Annotated in this window: 15 protein-coding genes; 13 read left to right on the top strand and 2 right to left on the bottom strand. The window is 24.6% G+C overall.

Annotated features, from left to right (window positions below; translation table 11 throughout):
- Positions 1 to 8: 8 nt before the first annotated feature.
- The gene (locus tag EV215_RS05100) at positions 9 to 1199 is read right to left on the bottom strand and encodes a YihY/virulence factor BrkB family protein (RefSeq protein WP_134112925.1); all 1191 of its coding nucleotides are present in this window, start codon (positions 1197 to 1199) and stop codon (positions 9 to 11) included.
- 88 nt (positions 1200 to 1287) lie between these two features.
- On the bottom strand, positions 1288 to 1875 hold the full coding sequence (locus tag EV215_RS05095) for a hypothetical protein (protein ID WP_134112924.1): 588 nt from the start codon (positions 1873 to 1875) through the stop codon (positions 1288 to 1290).
- 233 nt (positions 1876 to 2108) lie between these two features.
- Here EV215_RS05095 and rimP point away from each other — a divergent pair, with 233 nt between their 5' ends.
- From rimP to EV215_RS05030, 13 genes are all read left to right on the top strand, one after another.
- Positions 2109 to 2573, top strand: a complete 465-nt coding sequence (rimP, locus tag EV215_RS05090; RefSeq protein WP_134112923.1) for a ribosome maturation factor RimP — start codon at positions 2109 to 2111, stop codon at positions 2571 to 2573.
- 27 nt (positions 2574 to 2600) lie between these two features.
- Positions 2601 to 3653, top strand: a complete 1053-nt coding sequence (gene nusA / locus EV215_RS05085) for a transcription termination factor NusA (RefSeq protein ID WP_134112922.1) — start codon at positions 2601 to 2603, stop codon at positions 3651 to 3653.
- A complete protein-coding gene (locus EV215_RS05080) occupies positions 3646 to 4176 on the top strand; it encodes a DUF448 domain-containing protein (RefSeq protein ID WP_134112921.1) in 531 nt (176 codons plus the stop codon). The genes nusA and EV215_RS05080 overlap by 8 nt, the downstream gene beginning before the upstream one ends.
- A gap of 6 nt (positions 4177 to 4182) precedes the next feature.
- Positions 4183 to 6228: a translation initiation factor IF-2 gene (infB, locus tag EV215_RS05075; RefSeq protein WP_134112920.1), complete on the top strand. Its 2046-nt coding sequence runs from the start codon at positions 4183 to 4185 to the stop codon at positions 6226 to 6228.
- 30 nt (positions 6229 to 6258) lie between these two features.
- A complete protein-coding gene (rbfA, locus tag EV215_RS05070) occupies positions 6259 to 6612 on the top strand; it encodes a 30S ribosome-binding factor RbfA (RefSeq protein ID WP_134112919.1) in 354 nt (117 codons plus the stop codon).
- A 13-nt stretch (positions 6613 to 6625) separates the two neighbouring features.
- Positions 6626 to 8332 carry a single-stranded-DNA-specific exonuclease RecJ gene (gene recJ, locus EV215_RS05065; protein WP_134112918.1) on the top strand — a complete coding sequence of 569 codons (1707 nt, stop codon included), beginning with the start codon at positions 6626 to 6628 and terminating at the stop codon, positions 8330 to 8332.
- 16 nt (positions 8333 to 8348) lie between these two features.
- Entirely contained in the window at positions 8349 to 9638 is a 1290-nt protein-coding gene (tig, locus tag EV215_RS05060) for a trigger factor (RefSeq protein ID WP_134112917.1), read from the top strand.
- A gap of 73 nt (positions 9639 to 9711) precedes the next feature.
- Positions 9712 to 10302, top strand: coding sequence for an ATP-dependent Clp endopeptidase proteolytic subunit ClpP (clpP, locus tag EV215_RS05055; protein WP_134112916.1), 591 nt, complete (start codon positions 9712 to 9714; stop codon positions 10300 to 10302).
- Positions 10302 to 11546 (top strand): ATP-dependent Clp protease ATP-binding subunit ClpX, encoded by a 1245-nt coding sequence (gene clpX / locus EV215_RS05050; protein ID WP_134112915.1) that lies wholly within the window; start codon positions 10302 to 10304, stop codon positions 11544 to 11546. Before clpP ends, clpX begins: the two co-directional genes overlap by 1 nt.
- 33 nt (positions 11547 to 11579) lie before the next feature.
- On the top strand, positions 11580 to 13889 hold the full coding sequence (lon, locus tag EV215_RS05045; RefSeq protein ID WP_134112914.1) for an endopeptidase La: 2310 nt from the start codon (positions 11580 to 11582) through the stop codon (positions 13887 to 13889).
- Between the two features lie 42 nt (positions 13890 to 13931).
- Positions 13932 to 14414 (top strand): flavin reductase, encoded by a 483-nt coding sequence (locus EV215_RS05040; protein WP_134112913.1) that lies wholly within the window; start codon positions 13932 to 13934, stop codon positions 14412 to 14414.
- 25 nt (positions 14415 to 14439) lie between these two features.
- Complete coding sequence (gene yihA / locus EV215_RS05035) at positions 14440 to 15018, top strand: ribosome biogenesis GTP-binding protein YihA/YsxC (protein ID WP_134112912.1); 579 nt, start codon at positions 14440 to 14442, stop codon at positions 15016 to 15018.
- A gap of 105 nt (positions 15019 to 15123) precedes the next feature.
- Positions 15124 to 18150 carry a DUF3427 domain-containing protein gene (locus tag EV215_RS05030; RefSeq protein WP_134112911.1) on the top strand — a complete coding sequence of 1009 codons (3027 nt, stop codon included), beginning with the start codon at positions 15124 to 15126 and terminating at the stop codon, positions 18148 to 18150.
- Positions 18151 to 18152 lie beyond the last annotated feature (2 nt).

Below are 18152 nucleotides of genomic sequence, written 5' to 3'. Positions count from 1 at the left end.
ACTCCTTTTTATATGTTTTTAAATAATTCATTTTTATTATTGATTAGTTTATTATATTCTTCTAATAAAATATCTTTTGAAATAATATTTTTATAGTTAGAAATTTCAATATTTTTTAAAATCTCTTGTACAGTAATGTTTTCTAAATTTTTATTTAAAATATATTTTGTATTATTTATTTTGATTAAATAGCCGATATTTTCTAGATTATTAGCAAAATATAATATAAGATTAATTGGTAAATTATATTTAGTAGAAATATCAGTTATTTTTGTTTCTGTATTATTTAAAAAATTATTATAATATTCTTTTAAAATAAGTATTGAATAATATTTAAATTCTATGATACTTATATTAAATTCTTTTTTATTTAAATCATATTGAAGAATATAAATTATATGCATTCCAGATAAAATTATTATCCACATAATTCTTTGCCATATTAAAAAAATAGGAATAATAGCAAAACTTCCATATATTTTATTGTATGTGATAATTCCTATTTGGAATTTCAAAAAAATATATTGGAGTAATTGAAAGGAAAAGCCAGTAATAATAGCTGAAATAGTAGCGTATTTTATATTTATTTGTGTATTAGGGATAATATAATATAAAAAGATAAAAGTTAATACAGTAAAAAAATAAGGTATCAATTTAAGAGTGTTAATTAACAAAAAATTAAATATTGATGAATTATAAAAAAAACTCGGTATGTTTGTTTGGAAAAGAGTAAAAACTGCATTTGATAAAATAATGGTAATAGGAAACATTATTATAAGAGTAATATAATCAGTTATTTTTCTATAGATGCTTCTATTATTTTTTATATTCCAAATTTTATTAAAAGATTTTTCAATTTCTGAAAATATATTTATAATTGACCACAAAAGAGTAATAATACCAAACGTAGCAATAATGCTACTTTTAGTATTATTTAATAATTTAATAGCAAATTGAAGTAAGTATTCTATAGCATCTTTATATATTGGAAGAGCATTTATAATCTCTTTTTTTATAATTTCTTCAAACCCTATAGCTTTGGCTATACTAAAAATAAGTGCTATTATTGGTACAATAGAAAATATAGAATAAAAGCTAATAGAACTAGCTAACAAAGTGGTATTATCTTTATTATAATTATACAAGAAAGAATCAAGAAATTTTTTAATAAAATTAAATTTTTCTTTTATTTTATTCATTTTCCCTCCAAATTTCCATATTTTTTATCATAATTTTTATTAAAAATTTAAAATAAAAAGCTCAAAAGATATTCTTTTGAGCAAAATATTAAAATTCTAATTTATAGCCTACATTTAAAGAAATCAAATAATTGGTAATATGTATATTATCATCTGGGAAATTAGTATTTTCTGTTACGAAATAAGCATTAGATTGAGTAAGTTCATAAAGTATTTCCATACTTAAATTATCTTTTTCGCCACTTAATCCAAACCCAGAATATATTCCAATAGTTGTTTTATAAAGATATGGATATGAACCAACATCATTTATACTAAATCCTAAATTAGTTCTTCCACTAAGAGTAATACCAGCAATTTCTTTTGGAAATGTATATTTAGCAGAAATAAATATAGGATAAGAAGTCATTAAATCCATTGTACCATTACTACTTTGAGAAAGATCTCTATTTACTACCCCAAGAGGTCTAAAAGCAGCACCAAATCCAAGTTCTGTTTTATCTTGTATTTCAAACCACATAGTTCCTTCTAAACGAACACTAAAAGTTCCTGTATAGTTAGTACCATCTAAATTATAACTATTCCATGGTGCAATTCCAGCTTTACTCTCGATTACTAAGGAATAAGAGAAAGTAGATAATATTATTAATAAAGTTATAGTTATTATTTTTTTCATAATATCCTCCGATAAAAACACTTTCATTTATAAATAATATCGGTTTATTAAGTAAAAATCTTTATCAATAAAATGATTTTTTTAATTATATTATAAATTTAGTAAAATATATATTTTTATAAATACTTGATTTTTTTAGTTTAATGTGTTAAAATAGGATAGAAAAATATGAACTTATAAAAGAGTGAGCGACTGCTCACTCTTTTATTTAGTAAAAGTAAAAAGAGGTGAAAATGTTGGGAAAACAAATCGAAGAAAAAATTGAAAAGATTGTGGAACCATATTTAAAAGATTTAGATATTGAGTTAGTAAATATAGAGTATTTACAAGATGGAGCATATTGGTATGTGAGGATTTATATTGAAAAATCAAATTATGAAGAAAATATTACTTTAGAAGATTGTGCCAAAGTAAGCGGACTTATTGAAGATGACATTGATAGTATAATAAATGAAAAATTTTATTTGGAAGTGTCTTCACCTGGAATTGAAAGACCATTAAAAAAATTAAAAGACTTTGAAAGATTTGTTGGTGAAAAAGTAAAAGTTTTATTAAAGCATAAGATTGAGGATAAAAGAAATCTTACAGGTGTTTTAGAAAATGTAAATGGAGAAATATTAATTTTTAATATTGATGAAAAAAAGATAGAAATACCATTTAATGAAGTGAAAAAAGCAAATTTAGTATTTGAATTTTAATTCAATACTATTTAGGGAGGAAATAAAATGAAGAACAAAGAGCAAAAAATATTTTTGCAAGCTTTAGATGAACTTGAGAAAGAAAAAGGAATAACAAAAGAAAGTTTATTAGAAACAATAGAGCAAGCCTTATTAGCAGCTTATAAAAAACAATATAGTGAAGACGATAATGTAGAGGTTGTTATTGATAGAAAGACAGGAGATATTAAAGTATATTCTACCAAAGAAGTAGTTGAAACAGTTTATGATGAAGCTCATGAAATAGAGATAAAAGAAGCTAAAAAAATAGATAGAAAAGTTGAACTTTATGATGAAATTAAAGTAGAAATAAATTGTGAAGATTTTAGAAGAAATGCTATTCAAAATGGTAAACAAATTGTTATTCAAAAAGTAAGAGAAGCAGAAAGAAAAAATATTTTTGAAAAATTTAAAGAGAAAGAACATAAAATAATAAATGGAATAATAAGAAGAATAGATGATAGAAATAATATTTATATAGAATTTGATAAAATAGAAGCTGTTCTTCCTATGGTAGAACAATCACAATCAGATATATATAGAGTGGGAGATAGAATTAAGGTATATGTTGTAGAAGTACAAGAAACAGGAAAGTTTCCAAAGATAGTAATTTCAAGGAAACACGAAGGACTATTAATAGAGCTATTTAAAATAGAAATACCAGAAATAGAAGAAGGAGTTATTGAAATAAAAAGCGTTGCTAGGGAAGCTGGAAGTAGAGCTAAAGTAGCAGTACACTCTAGTGATGAAACTATTGATACAATAGGAGCTTGTATAGGTCAAAAAGGGCTTAGAATAAAAGAAATAGTTGATGAATTAAATGGTGAAAAAATAGATATAGTAGAATATAAAGAAGATAAAAAGAAATTTGTTTCAGCTGCACTTAGTCCAGCAAGAGTTTATTCAGTAGAATTATTGGAGGATGAAGTAACAGCAAGAGTATTAGTTGATCCGTCACAGCTTTCTTTAGCAATAGGGAAAAATGGTCAAAATGCAAGGTTAGCAGCAAAACTTACAGGAATGAGAATAGATATAAAAACATTAGGAGAGGCAAATGAATAAACATGTACCACAAAGAACTTGTGTTATATGTAGAGAAAAAAAAGATAAAGAAAATTTTTTTAGATTGATAAAAGTTGAGGGCAAGTTTATTTTTGATAAAAATAAAAATAAACAAAGCAGAGGTTTTTATATATGCAAAGCAAAAGAATGCTTAATAAAATTGTCAAAACATAAAAAAATAACTATATCTACTGAAGAAATGTACAAGATGGCAAAAGAATTAGAAAAAAATAATATAGAAGATAAATATATAAAAATATTAAATGTATTAAAAAATAGTAATTCTTTATGTTTTGGAATGGAAATGACTTTGAAAAATCAAGAAAAATTGAAAATGCTTATATTAGCAAATGATATTAATCAAAAAAACAGAGAAAAATTGATGAAATTATGTATGGATAAAAAAATTAAATATATAGAAGTAGCTACAAAAGAAAAATTAGGAAGATTCTTTGGTAAAGAAAGTATCAATGTAATTGGAATAATAGATAAAAAAGTAGCTAATGGATTGAAAACACTTTAGGAGGTGTTGTGTTTGAGAGTACACGAATTAGCAAAGAAATATAATAAGACAAATAAAGAAATACTAGAACTTTTAAATAATTTAGGAATAGAGGTAAAATCACATCTTTCAAAAATAAATGAAGATGCTCTAGAAATAATAACTGATGAATTAGAAACATCTAAAAAATCTGAAAAACAAAAAGAAGCAAAGAAATTAGAAGAAACAGTACTTAAAAAAGAAGAAAAAACAATTTCTAAACCAAAAGAAGATAAAAAAAGTCAAGGTACCAAAGAAGAAAATGATATTAAAGTAATAAAAATAATAGGAGATGAAATTACTTTAAAAGAGTTTGCAGAACAATTAAAATTAAATCCAACAGATTTAATAAAAAAATTATTCTTAAAAGGGAAAATGTTTACAATAAATAGTGTATTATCGTATGAACAAGCTGAAGAATTAGCACTAGAATATGATGCATTAATAGAAAAAGAAGAAGTAGTAGAGGAAAGTTTTGGTGAAAAATTTTCGTTAGAAGAAAAAGATAAAGAAGAAAATCTAGAAGAAAGAGCACCAATTATAACAATAATGGGGCATGTTGATCACGGGAAAACTTCACTTTTAGATACAATAAGAAAAACAAATGTAGCAGGTGGAGAAGCTGGAGGAATAACTCAAAAAATAGGAGCTTATCAAGTAGAAAGACATGGGAAAAAAATTACATTTATTGATACTCCAGGACATGAAGCTTTTACAGAAATGAGAGCTAGAGGGGCAGAAGTAACAGATATAGCCATATTAATAGTAGCAGCAGATGATGGTGTAAAACCGCAAACAATAGAAGCTATTTCACATGCAAAAGCAGCAGAAGTACCAATTATAGTAGCAATAAATAAAATAGATAAACCAGGAGCAGATCCTACAAGAGTAAGAACAGAATTAATGGAGTATGGTCTTATAGCACCTGAATGGGGTGGAGATACTGAATTTGTTGAAATATCAGCAAAATTTAATAAAAATATAGATATGTTACTTGAAACAATTCTTTTAACAGCTGAAATATTAGAATTAAAAGCAGATTTCAAAAAAAGAGCAAAAGGAATAGTACTAGAATCAAGACTTGATCCAAAACTAGGACCTGTTGCAGATGTTTTAATAAAAGAAGGAAATCTAAAAGTTGGAGAAGTGTTTGTATGTGATGAAACATTTGGAAAAGTAAGAGCTCTTATAAATGATAAAGGAGAAAGAGTTAATAAAGTATATGCTTCTCAACCAGTAGAAATATTAGGATTTGATACAGTTCCAAATGCAGGAGATGTACTTTATGCTATAAAAAATGAAAAACAGGCTAAAAAAATAGTAGAAGAAGTAATTAAACAAAAAAAATTAAAAGAACAAAATAGAACAAAACATGTTAGCTTAGAAAGTTTTTCTAAACAATTAGAAGCTGAAAAATTAAAAGAATTAAAATTAATTTTAAGAGCTGATTCTGGAGGATCTGTAGAAGCATTAAAAGATTCGTTAAATAAATTATCAAATGATGAAGTTGCGGTAAATATTATTCAAGCAGCAGCAGGGGCTATAACAGAAGGAGATATAATGTTAGCTGAGGCATCAGATGCTATAATTATAGGATTTCATGTAAGACCTACAACAAAGGCTATAAAAGCAGCTGAAAAAGCAGGAGTAGAAATAAGAACTCATAATGTTATATATCATATAACAGAAGAAATAGAAAAAGCACTTACAGGAATGTTAGAACCTGAATTTAAAGAAGTTTATTTAGGAAGAATAGAAATTAAAAAAGTATTTAAAATATCTAAAGTAGGAAATATAGCGGGATGCTTAGTTGAAGATGGAAAAGTAAGAAAAACATCAAATGTAAGAATTCTTAGAAATAATATAGTTATATATGATGGAAAATTAGCTTCATTAAAAAGATATCAAAATGATGCAAATGAAGTTGTAGCGGGACAAGAATGCGGATTACATATTGAAAACTTTAATGATATTAAAGAAGGAGATGTAGTAGAAGCATACGAATTAGAAGAGGTAAAAAGAACATTGAGATAATGTTTGAATTAGAAAGAAGAGTGAATGACTATGAATAAAAAAAGAAAAGCTATTATCGAAAAAGAAATAATGAAAGTCATTTCAAATCTACTTTTTTTAGAGATAAAAAATCCTAAAGTAAAAGAGGGAATGATATCAGTAACTAAAGTAGATATAAGTAATGATATGAGATATGCTGATGTTTATTTTAGTGTATTACCATATAAAGATGAGGAAGTAGACAAAGATAAAGTACTTCAAGGATTAAATGAAGTAAGAAGTTTTATGAGAAAAAGAGTTGGAGAAGAAATAAACTTAAGATATACTCCAGAGATAAGAGTACACATAGATGATACTATTTCATATGGTGTAAGAATATCAAAATTAATTAATGATTTGAAATAGTAGAGGTGCTGTTATGAAATGGGAATATAGTAAGGTGGATAATGAAACATTACTAAAAAAGGCTACTGAATTTAATAAAAATTTATTTTTAACAACTCTATTATTAAATAGGGGAATGGATAAAAAATTAAAAGTAGATGATTTTCTAAATATAAATTTTAGTAAACTTCACAATCCTATGGAATTTGAAAAAATGGATGAAGTTGTTGAAAAAATAATAAAATTAAAAAAAGAGAAATCTAAAATATTTATTTATGGAGATTATGATGTAGATGGAATTACTGCTGCAGCTTTTTTAGTAATTGTCTTTAGAAACATTGGGATTGAAGTAAATTACTATATTCCTAATAGAATGGAAGAAGGATATGGTTTAAACAAAAAAGCAATAAATGAAATAGCTACAAGAGAAGGAAAATTAATAATAACAGTAGATACTGGAATTAATTCTTTAGAAGAGATAAGATATGCAAAATCTTTAGGAATAGATATAGTAATAACAGATCATCATAAATTAGTAGAAGAAGATGATAAAACTATAGTGACTATTAATCCCAAATTAAGTAAAAATTATAAATTCAAATTTCTTTCTGGAGCTGGAGTAGCATTAAAATTAGCTGAAGCTGTATATACGGCATTAGATGAAGATTTAAATGAAATTTATGAATATATAGATATTATTATGATAGGAACAGTAGCAGATGTAGTTCCTATGATAGATGAAAATAGAGTAATAATAAAAAATGGATTAAAAAAAATAAGAAATACTAATATAAAGGGTCTTGTATATTTATTAAAATATTTAAGATTTAATAAAAAAGAGATAACGACAACAGATATTAGTTTTTTTATATCACCGCTTTTAAATGCATTAGGTAGAGTGGGAAATTCAAGAATTGGAGTAGAGTTTTTTTTAGAAGAAGATGAGTTTAATATATATGATATAATAGAAGAAATGAAAAAATTAAACAAAAAAAGAAGAGCTCTTGAAAAAGTAATATTTAATGAAATTGATAAAAAATATAATAATATAAAAAATATAAAATATATATTTGAAATATCAGAAAAATGGCACCCTGGAGTCATAGGCGTTGTTTCATCTAGGCTTTCGATAAAATATAATGTACCAGTATTTATTGTAAGTACACGAAATGGCGTAGGAAAAGCTTCTTGTAGGAGTATATCAGGGATAAATATATTCAATGTACTATCTCAAATTTCTCATAAATTTAATAGATTTGGTGGTCATGATTTAGCTGCGGGATTTGTAGCAAATATTAATGACTTAGAAGAAATAAAAGAGTTAGTAGGAGAGTATATTTTAAAAAATGGTGATAAAAAACAAAAAAAACAAATAAATATAGATAGTGAATTAAAATTAGAAGATATAAATGATGAAATATTAAGAGATTTACAAGAGTTATCGCCTTATGGACTTGGTAACCCAGAGCCACTTTTTTTAGATAAAGATGTAGTATTTATAAATACTAAAAAATTTGGGGTAGATAATAGACATTTTAAAACATTTATTAAAAAAAATAAAAAATTATATTCTGCAGTAGGATTTAATTTAGGGCATAAAATAGATGAACAAAACTGTATAATACAAAAATTTGATATAGTCTATTATCCTGAAAAAGTTTTTTATAAAGGCGAAGAAATTTTACAAATAAAAATAAAAGATTTTAAAATAAAAGATGAATTTTATAATATTTTCAAATAACTTTAAGGAGGAAACAATGTCAGTAGAAATCAAAAAATTAGAAAATTCTGTAGTAGAAATAACATTAAATTTAGAAGGTGAAGAAGTATCTAAAAAAAGAGAAGAGATACTTAAAAATATACAATCAAAGGTAGAAATGCCAGGGTTTAGAAAAGGTAAAACTCCACTTTCATTAATTGAAAAAAACTTTGAAGCAAATATTAAAGAAGAATTAACAGATGAATTATTAAAAGCTAATTATGAAAATATAATTGTTGAAAATAATTTAAAACCAGTAGATTATTTAAAAACTGTAGAAGTAAAATTAGAAGAAGATAAATTTCATGGAGTGTTTACTGTAGAAGTATTTCCAGAAGTTGAATTAGGAGAATACAAAGGATTAGAAGTAACAAAAGAAGATGTGAATGTTACTGATGAAGTTGTAGAAAAAGAGATTGAATCTATGGTAGAAGCTGATTCAAAATTAGAAGATGCAGAAGATGATTATACAGCACAAATTGGAGATACAGTTAACATTGATTTTGAAGGGTTTTTAGATGGTGTTGCTTTTGAAGGTGGAAAAGGAGAAAATTATCCATTATCATTAGGTTCAAAAACATTTATAGATAACTTTGAAGAACAATTAGTAGGATATAAAAAAGGGCAAGAAGGAGAAATAAATGTAACATTCCCTGAAAGCTATTTTAAACCTGAATTAGCAGGGAAACCTGTTACATTTAAAGTAAAATTAAATTCTATTAAAAAAAATATAAAACCTGAATTAAATGATGAATTTGCAAAAGCAAAAGGATACGATTCAGTAGAAGATTTAAAAGTTAAAAAAAGAGAAGAAATAGAAAATAGAGAAAAAACAAGAGTAGAAAATGAATTTAGAAATAAAGTAGTAGACGCAGCGGTTAATAATGCTACAGTAGCAGTACCATCTTCTATGGTAGCTAAAGAAACAGAAGCGAGAATAAGAGATTTTGAAAATCAATTAAAAATGCAAGGTGCTACATTAGAAATGTATATGCAAATGTCAGGATTAACAAAAGATGGGTTATTAAGTCAGTTAAAACCTTTATCTGAAAATAAAGTTAAAAGTGATTTAGTTCTTGGAAAAATTGCTGAAATAGAAAATGTAGAAGTAAATGAAGAAGAATTAAGTACAAAAATAGATGAAATAGCTGCTATGTACAATATGGAAACTGAAAAATTAATAGAAGAATTAACAAAAGCTAAAACATTAGAAAATTTTAAAGAAAATTTAAAAATAGATTTACAAATACAAAAAACTATTGATTTATTAGTAGAAAATGTAAAATAATTTAAATAAACTATAAAGGGCAGAAAATTTTCTGTCCTTAAATTCTAATTAAACACAACTAGGAGGTATTACTATGTATAATCCTATGGTAATAGAGAACACAGGAAGAGGCGAAAGAGCTTATGATATATATTCTAGATTATTAAAAGATAGAATAGTATTTATAGGAACAGAAATAGATGATACTGTAGCAAATTCTATAGTAGCACAACTTTTATTTTTAGAAGCAGAAGATCCAGAAAAAGATATAACAATGTATATAAATAGCCCTGGTGGAGTTATAACAGCAGGACTTGCTATATATGATACAATGCAATATATAAAACCAGATGTATCAACTGTTTGTATAGGGCAAGCTGCAAGTATGGGTGCATTACTTCTTACAGCTGGAACAAAAGGAAAAAGATATGCATTAGAAAATTCTAGAATAATGATACATCAACCACTAGGTGGGGCTAGAGGACAAGCTACAGATATAGAGATACAAGCAAAAGAGATACTTAGAATGAAAGAAATAACATCAAATATTATCTCAAAACATACAGGTAAAAAAATAAAAGAAGTATATAAAGATACTGAAAGAGATAATTTTATGAGCGCAGATGAGGCTAAAGACTATGGATTAATAGATAAAGTGTTTTATAATGACAGAGGTGAAAAGTAATGCTAGATAAAAAGCAACCGCATTGTTCATTCTGTGGGAAAAAAGAGAGTGAAGTATATAAACTAATATCAGGAGTAGAAGCGTATATATGTGATGAGTGTGTAGAAGCTTGTGAAGAACTATTAGCAATGGAGTTAGAAAGTGATGAAACAAAAGAGTTATCATCATTTAATAATGTGAATTTATTAAAACCAATTGAAATAAAACAAAAACTAGATGAGTATGTAATAGGACAAAATGAAGCTAAAAAAACATTAGCAGTATCTGTATATAATCATTATAAAAGAATATTACATAAAGATACGAAAAAACATGATGATGATGTAGAATTACAAAAATCAAATGTATTATTAATAGGGCCGACAGGTTCAGGAAAAACACTTCTTGCAGAAACATTAGCAAGAACTCTTAATGTGCCATTTGCTATTGCAGATGCTACAACTCTTACAGAAGCAGGGTATGTAGGAGATGATGTAGAAAATGTATTAGTAAGATTGTTACATGCAGCGGAAATGGATGTAAAAGCAGCAGAAAGAGGAATAATATATATTGATGAAATAGATAAAATTGCTAGAAAATCTGAAAATGTATCAATTACGCGAGATGTGTCAGGCGAAGGAGTTCAACAAGCGTTATTAAAGATAATAGAAGGAACTAAAGCTAGTGTACCACCTCAAGGTGGAAGAAAGCATCCTCATCAAGAGCTTATAGAAATAGATACTAAAAATATTTTATTTATAGTTGGTGGAGCTTTTGAAGGTCTTGATAAAAAAATAAAAGAAAGAACAGAAAAAAAATCAATGGGATTTGGTTCTGAAATTAAAAAAATTAAAGAAGAAAATGAAGGTAAGATAATAGAACAAGTTCTTCCGGAAGATTTAGTAAGGCATGGATTAATACCAGAATTAATAGGAAGATTACCTATAATAACTACATTAGAAAGTTTAAATGAAGAAGCTTTAATTAAAATATTAACAGAACCTAAAAATTCATTAGTAAAACAATACAGAAAGTTTTTTGAACTTGAAGATGTAGAGTTAGAATTTGAAGAAGAAGCATTAAAAAATATTGCTAAAAGAGCAATAGAAAGAAAAATTGGTGCTAGAGGACTTCGTTCTATAATGGAGCATGTAATGTTAGATTTAATGTATGATGTACCTTCTAATGAGAATATAAAAAAAGTAATAATTACAAAAGATGCAATTGATGATAGAAGTAAAGTTATTATAGAATACAATAATTAATTCTATGATTTAAAGAGAAAGGGAAGTGATAAAATGAAGAAAGCAGCATTTATACCAACAAGAGATTTGATAGTTTTCCCTGGAATAATAACACCTGTTTTTGTAGGAAGAGATAAAAGTGTAGCAACACTTGAAAAAGCGCTTATTGATGATAACACTTTAATACTTTGTATGCAAAAAGATGCAAAAAAAGAAAATCCAAAATTACCTAATGATATATATGATATAGGAGTTCTTGTAAATGTATTACAAACATTAAAAATGCCAAATGGAAATATAAAAGTATTAGTTGAAGCAAAAAATAGAGTTAAAATAAATAATGTAGTAATTGAAGAGGGGGCTTATTTTGCAGAATATGAGGAATTGTATTCAGAAAAAATAAGTGAAGAAGAGCAAGAAGCATTAAAAAGAAAAGTAATTGAAAATTTTGAAAAATATGCTAAACTTACAGGTAAAATATTACCAGATTTAATAATAAATTTACAAGGATTAAAAAATCTTGATAAAATATTAGATTTAATAACATCTAATTTACAAATTTCAAATGACAAAAAACAAACTTTATTAGAAGTAGTTAATATAGAAGAAAGAGCATATACTTTACTTGAAAGAATTAATCAAGAAGTTCAAATAGTAGGAATTGAAAAACAAATTGATAATAAAGTAAAAGAAAAAATGAATGAAGTACAAAGAAATTATTATTTAAAAGAAAAAATAAGTGCTCTTAAAGAAGAACTTGGGGAAACTGCAAATGAAAGTGATGAAGTAAGTGAATTTAGGAAAAAAGTAAAAAATGCAAAATTACCTAAAATAGTAAAAGAAAAATTAAATAAAGAATTAGATAGATTTGCTAAAATGCCATCATTTTCCTCTGAAGCTTCGGTGATAAGAAGCTATATAGAAACTCTTTTAGATTTGCCGTGGAATAAAAAAACAAAAGAGATATTAGATATACAAAAAGCTTTTAAAATATTAGAAGAAGATCATTATGGATTGAAGACTGTAAAAGAAAGAATATTAGAATTTTTAGCAGTTAAAAAATTAAATCCAAATATGAAAGGTTCTATTCTTTGTCTTGTAGGGCCTCCAGGAGTAGGAAAAACTTCATTAGCAAACTCAATTGCAAGAGCGTTAAATAGAGAATTTGTAAGAATATCACTTGGTGGAGTAAGAGATGAAGCTGAAATTAGAGGACATAGAAGAACATATATAGGAGCAATGCCTGGTAGAATAATAAAAGGAATAAAAGAAGCGGGGAGTAAAAATCCATTAATGCTTTTAGATGAAATAGATAAAATGGCTACAGATTTTAGAGGAGATCCAGCTTCTGCAATGTTAGAAGTACTAGATCCAGCTCAAAATATTCATTTTGAAGATCATTATGTAGATACGCCATTTGATTTATCAGAAGTATTTTTTATAGCAACAGCAAATGATTTAGGAAGAATTCCTATGCCTCTTAGGGATAGAATGGAGATTATTAATCTTAGTTCATATACAGAATTTGAAAAAAAACATATTGCTAAAAAATATTTAATCCCAGCTTCAAAAGAGGAAAATGGATTAAAAGATATAAATGTTAAAATTTCTGATGAAGCTCTTAAAAAAATTATAAATGAATATACAAAAGAGGCGGGAGTTAGAAATCTAAAAAGAGAGATAAATAAAGTATTTAGAAGAGTAGCAAAAGAAGTAATAGATAAAGATAAGAAAAGTCTAATTATTAGTGTAAATAATATAGAAAAATATTTAGATAAAGCTAAATTTAGACCAGATAAACAAAAATCAAAAGAATCTAGAATAGGGATAGTAAATGGACTTGCATGGACTGCTGTAGGTGGAACAGCACTTGAAGTACAAGCTATAAAAATGGAAGGTAAAGGTAAATTAACTTTAACGGGTAAACTTGGAGACGTAATGAAAGAGTCTGCTCAAGTAGCATATTCATATGTAAGAGCAAAACGACAAGATTATAAAATAGAAGAAAAATTTTATGAAAAATATGATTTACATTTACATTTTCCAGAAGGTGCAGTACCCAAAGATGGACCATCAGCAGGTATTACTATAACTACTGCAATTATTTCAGCACTATCAAATAGACCTGTAAGACAAGATGTAGCTATGACAGGAGAAGTAACTATTACAGGTGATATATTACCAGTGGGTGGAATAAAAGAAAAAATCATAGGAGCTCATAGAATAGGAGTAACAGATGTAATACTTCCTATTGATAATGAGCCAGATACAGAAGAATTACCTAAAGAAATAAAAAAAGATATAACAATTCATTTTGTAAAACATTATGATGAAGTAGAAAAAATAATTTTTGACAATAAATAAGGGTGGCAGTAGTCGCCCTATTTAGGTTAAAAGGGGGATGAAATGAAAAAATTTAATGTATTTGAAAAAATTGGAAAAGATTGGATGTTAATTAGTGCACAAAAAGAAGATAAAATTAATACTATGACTGCATCATGGGGCGGTATGGGAGTTTTATGGAATAAAGAAGTGGTTTATATATTTGTTAGACCTCAAAGATATACAAGAGAGTTTATAGATGCGAGCGAATATTTCACATTGTCATTTTTTGATAAAGAGTATAAAAAAGAGTTGGATTACTTAGGAAAAGTAAGTGGAAGAGAATTAGATAAAATAAAAGAAACATCTCTTATACCAGCAATAGAAGATGGAAAAGTGTATTTTGAACAAGCAAATATGGTAATATATTGTAAAAAAATATATAGACAACATTTAACTCCAGAATCATTTATAGACAAAAAAATAGAAGAATTTTATGAAAATGATTATCATATAATGTATATTGGTGAAATTGTAGAAATTATGGAAAATTATACAGAAGAATAAAAAATAGAAAAATAGGAGAGTAAAAATGGAGATTAAGCACGCTGACTTTGTTATATCGGCTGTAGAAAAAAATGGCTATCCAGAACAGTTAGAATATACAGAGTTTGCATTTGTAGGGAAATCAAATGTAGGAAAGTCATCATTAATAAATAGTGTAACAAATAGAAAAAAATTAGCTAAAACAAGCAAAACACCGGGAAGAACACAGTTAATAAATTATTTTTTAATTAATAAAAAATTTTATTTTGTAGATTTACCTGGATATGGATTTGCAAAAGTACCAAAAGCTGTAAAAGATAATTGGGGAAAAATTATAGGTGATTATTTACAATCAGATAGAAAAAAATTAGTATTTGTTTTATTAGATATAAGAAGAGTTCCTTCAGGAGAAGACTTAGAAATGCTTAGATGGCTAGAACATAATGAAGTAGATTATAAAATAATATTTACAAAAGTTGATAAATTGTCTAATAATGAAAAATTTAAACAATTAAAAGAAATAAAAAAGAAATTAGTATTTGATAATAATGATGTATTATTTTATTCATCATTAAACAATACTGGAAAACAAGAATTATTAGATTTTATTAAAGAAAATTTATAATTTTATAGAGGAATATAAATAAATTCCTCTTTTTTTATATGGGATTTCCTAAAATAAAAAATAATAATATGTGTATATATACAAAAATAAAAAAATGGTGATTTTATGAAAAATATTTATGAAGAATTAAAAATTAGAGATAAAGATTATAAAAATATAAAAAATAAGAAATATTATAAGATAGAAGAGTACAAAGAAAAAATATTAGAGGACATAATAGGAAAGATATATCTAGAAAATGAAAATAATAGTTATGAAGAAGTGATAAAAAAATATAGTAAATATTTAAATGAAAAAATTGAATTCCCATTAAACAAAATTATGTATACGGACAATAATACAAATATTGATGTGACGAATGATTTTGAAATAAAAAATAATTCTCTTATTATAAATAAAAAAACAAAAAATAATAATTTATTAAAAGAATTAAAAAATCAATTAAAAACATGTAATGAATTTTATTTTATAGTTAGTTTTATAAAAATGTCTGGACTTCAATTATTAATTAGTGAATTAAAAGAATTAGAGGTATTAGGGATAAAAGGTAAAATTATTACATCAACATATTTAAATATTACTGAACCAAAGGCATTAAAAAAATTATTAGAATTTAAAAATATAGAAGTAAAACTTTATGATGCAAATTTAGAAAGTTTTCATACAAAAGCATATATTTTTAATAGAAAGAAAAATATGAATAGTGTAATAATAGGATCAGCAAATATATCTCAAATAGCTTTTTTTACTTCAAATGAATGGAATGTAAAGCTTTATGATGCACCATATTTAGATATTTATAATGATGCAATAGAAGAATTTTATAGAATATGGAATAGTGATAAAGTGTATTTGTTAAATAATAACATAATAAAAAAATATGAAGAATTTTATAAAAATAAGTATAAAATAAATAGTTTTAGTATAAAAGAAAAAATAGAAGAAAATAAAATAAAACCAAATATTATGCAAACAAATATTTTAAAAAATTTAAAAGAAACAAGAAAAAAAGGGAATAAAAAAGCAGTAGTTATAGCAGCTACAGGAACAGGAAAAACTTATTTATCTGCATTTGATGTAAAGAATTTTAATCCTAAAAAACTACTTTTTTTGGCACATAGAGAAGAGCTTTTAGATAACGGGATAGATAGTTTTAAAAAAATAATAAAAAATAAAAATTATGGAAAATTAACAATGAATTATAAAGAGTTTGAGAATGAATATTTATTTGCTACAGTACAAACACTATCAAAAGAAATAAATTTAAAAAAATATAAAAAAGAAGAATTTGATTATATAATAATAGATGAATTTCATCATGCGAGTAGTAATTCATATAAAAAAATAATTAAATATTTTAAACCAAAATTTTTGTTAGGTCTCACAGCAACTCCAGAAAGAATGGATGGGAAAGATGTATTAGAAATATGTGATTATAATCTTGTTGGAGAGATAAGATTAAAAGAGGCACTTGAAAAAGAATTACTTGTACCTTTTCATTATTTTGGAATAACAGATAATAGTATAAATTATGAAAAAATAAAAAATAAAAATAATATGTATGATGAAATAGATTTAGTAAAACATTTAAATATAAATAAAAGAGTAGATTTTATTGTTGAAAAATTAAAATTATATTCTTTTGATGGTGATAAATTAAAAGCATTAGGATTTTGTGTAAATAAAGAACATGTAAAATATATGAGTATAGAGTTTAATAAAAAAGGATATAAAACAGAATATTTAATAGCAGATAATAGTATAAAAGAAAGAAAAAATATAATAAAAAAATTGAAAAATGGTGAAATAGAGATAATATTTTGTGTAGATATATTTAATGAAGGGATTGATATACCAGAAATAAATACACTTTTATTTTTGCGTCCAACAGAATCTATGACTATTTTTATACAACAATTAGGAAGAGGTTTAAGGAAGTCGAAAGATAAACATTTTGTTACTATTTTAGATTTTATTGGAAATTATAGAAAAAATTATATATTACCTTATGCAATAGAAAAAAATTTAGTTGGAAATGATACAAATATAATAAAAGATTTGAAAAGAAATTATCTTGATTATACAGAAAATTTTTATATTGAATTAGATAAAATTGCAAGGCAAAATATTTTAGAAAAAATAGAAAAATTAAAAATAAAAGATGAAATTATAAAAACACTTTATTTTGAAATGAAAAATATTATTAAAAATACTGATGAATTAAGAGAAATAGAATTTATAGATTTTTTATTTTATCAGCAATTAAAATTAGAAGATATTATTACAAAATATAAAAGTTATTTAAAATTTAAAAAAATAATAGGTGATATATCTGAAGTCGAAAGAAAAATATTAAATAATAAAGAATTGTTTTATTTGTTTAATTATTTTGAAAAAAGAGTGCCTATAAAGTATCCACAAGTAGTATATATAGTAAAAGAATTACTAAATAAAAAAGAATTGAGTATAAAAAAATTAGAAAATGATATCTCAAAACAATTTAAAAAAAATAAAATAGAATATATAGAAAGAGCGATTGAAGAGCTTTTAGAGGATGATATTATAGAGCCATTTCATAATTTTTATAGATTAAAAAATGTGTATATAATAGATAATAATATTAGAGATTATTTCATAAAATTTTTAGAATTTTTAGTTGTATATTATCAAAAATATTTTGATAATAAAGATCTTATATTATATAAAGAATATAGTAGATTAGAGTTACAGTATCTATTTTTATCAAATGTACCTAGAGGAAGTTGGAGAGCAGGTTATGCTATAAGTAATAAAGAAATTTGTTTATTTATTACTATAAATAAATCACAAGACATTCCTGTACATTTAAAATATGATAATTATTTTCAAAATCAAGATATTATACAATGGATAAGTCAAAATAAAACATCACATGACTCAAAAATCGGAAATATTTTTGTAAACCATAAAAAATTAGGATACAATGTACATATATTTATTAGAAAATATGAAAAGATTAATGGAATAATAAAAAAATTTGTTTATTTAGGAAAAGCAGAGTACTATAATAGTAATGGTAATAAACCTATGTATATTAGATGGAAACTAAATAATAAAATACCTAATAATAAATATTTAGAATTAATTTTATAATT

The sequence above is a fragment of the Hypnocyclicus thermotrophus genome (genome assembly GCF_004365575.1).
Classification (GTDB): domain Bacteria; phylum Fusobacteriota; class Fusobacteriia; order Fusobacteriales; family Fusobacteriaceae; genus Hypnocyclicus; species Hypnocyclicus thermotrophus.
Note: the sequence above shows the minus strand (reverse complement) of the source record. Positions and strands in the feature narration are given on the sequence as shown.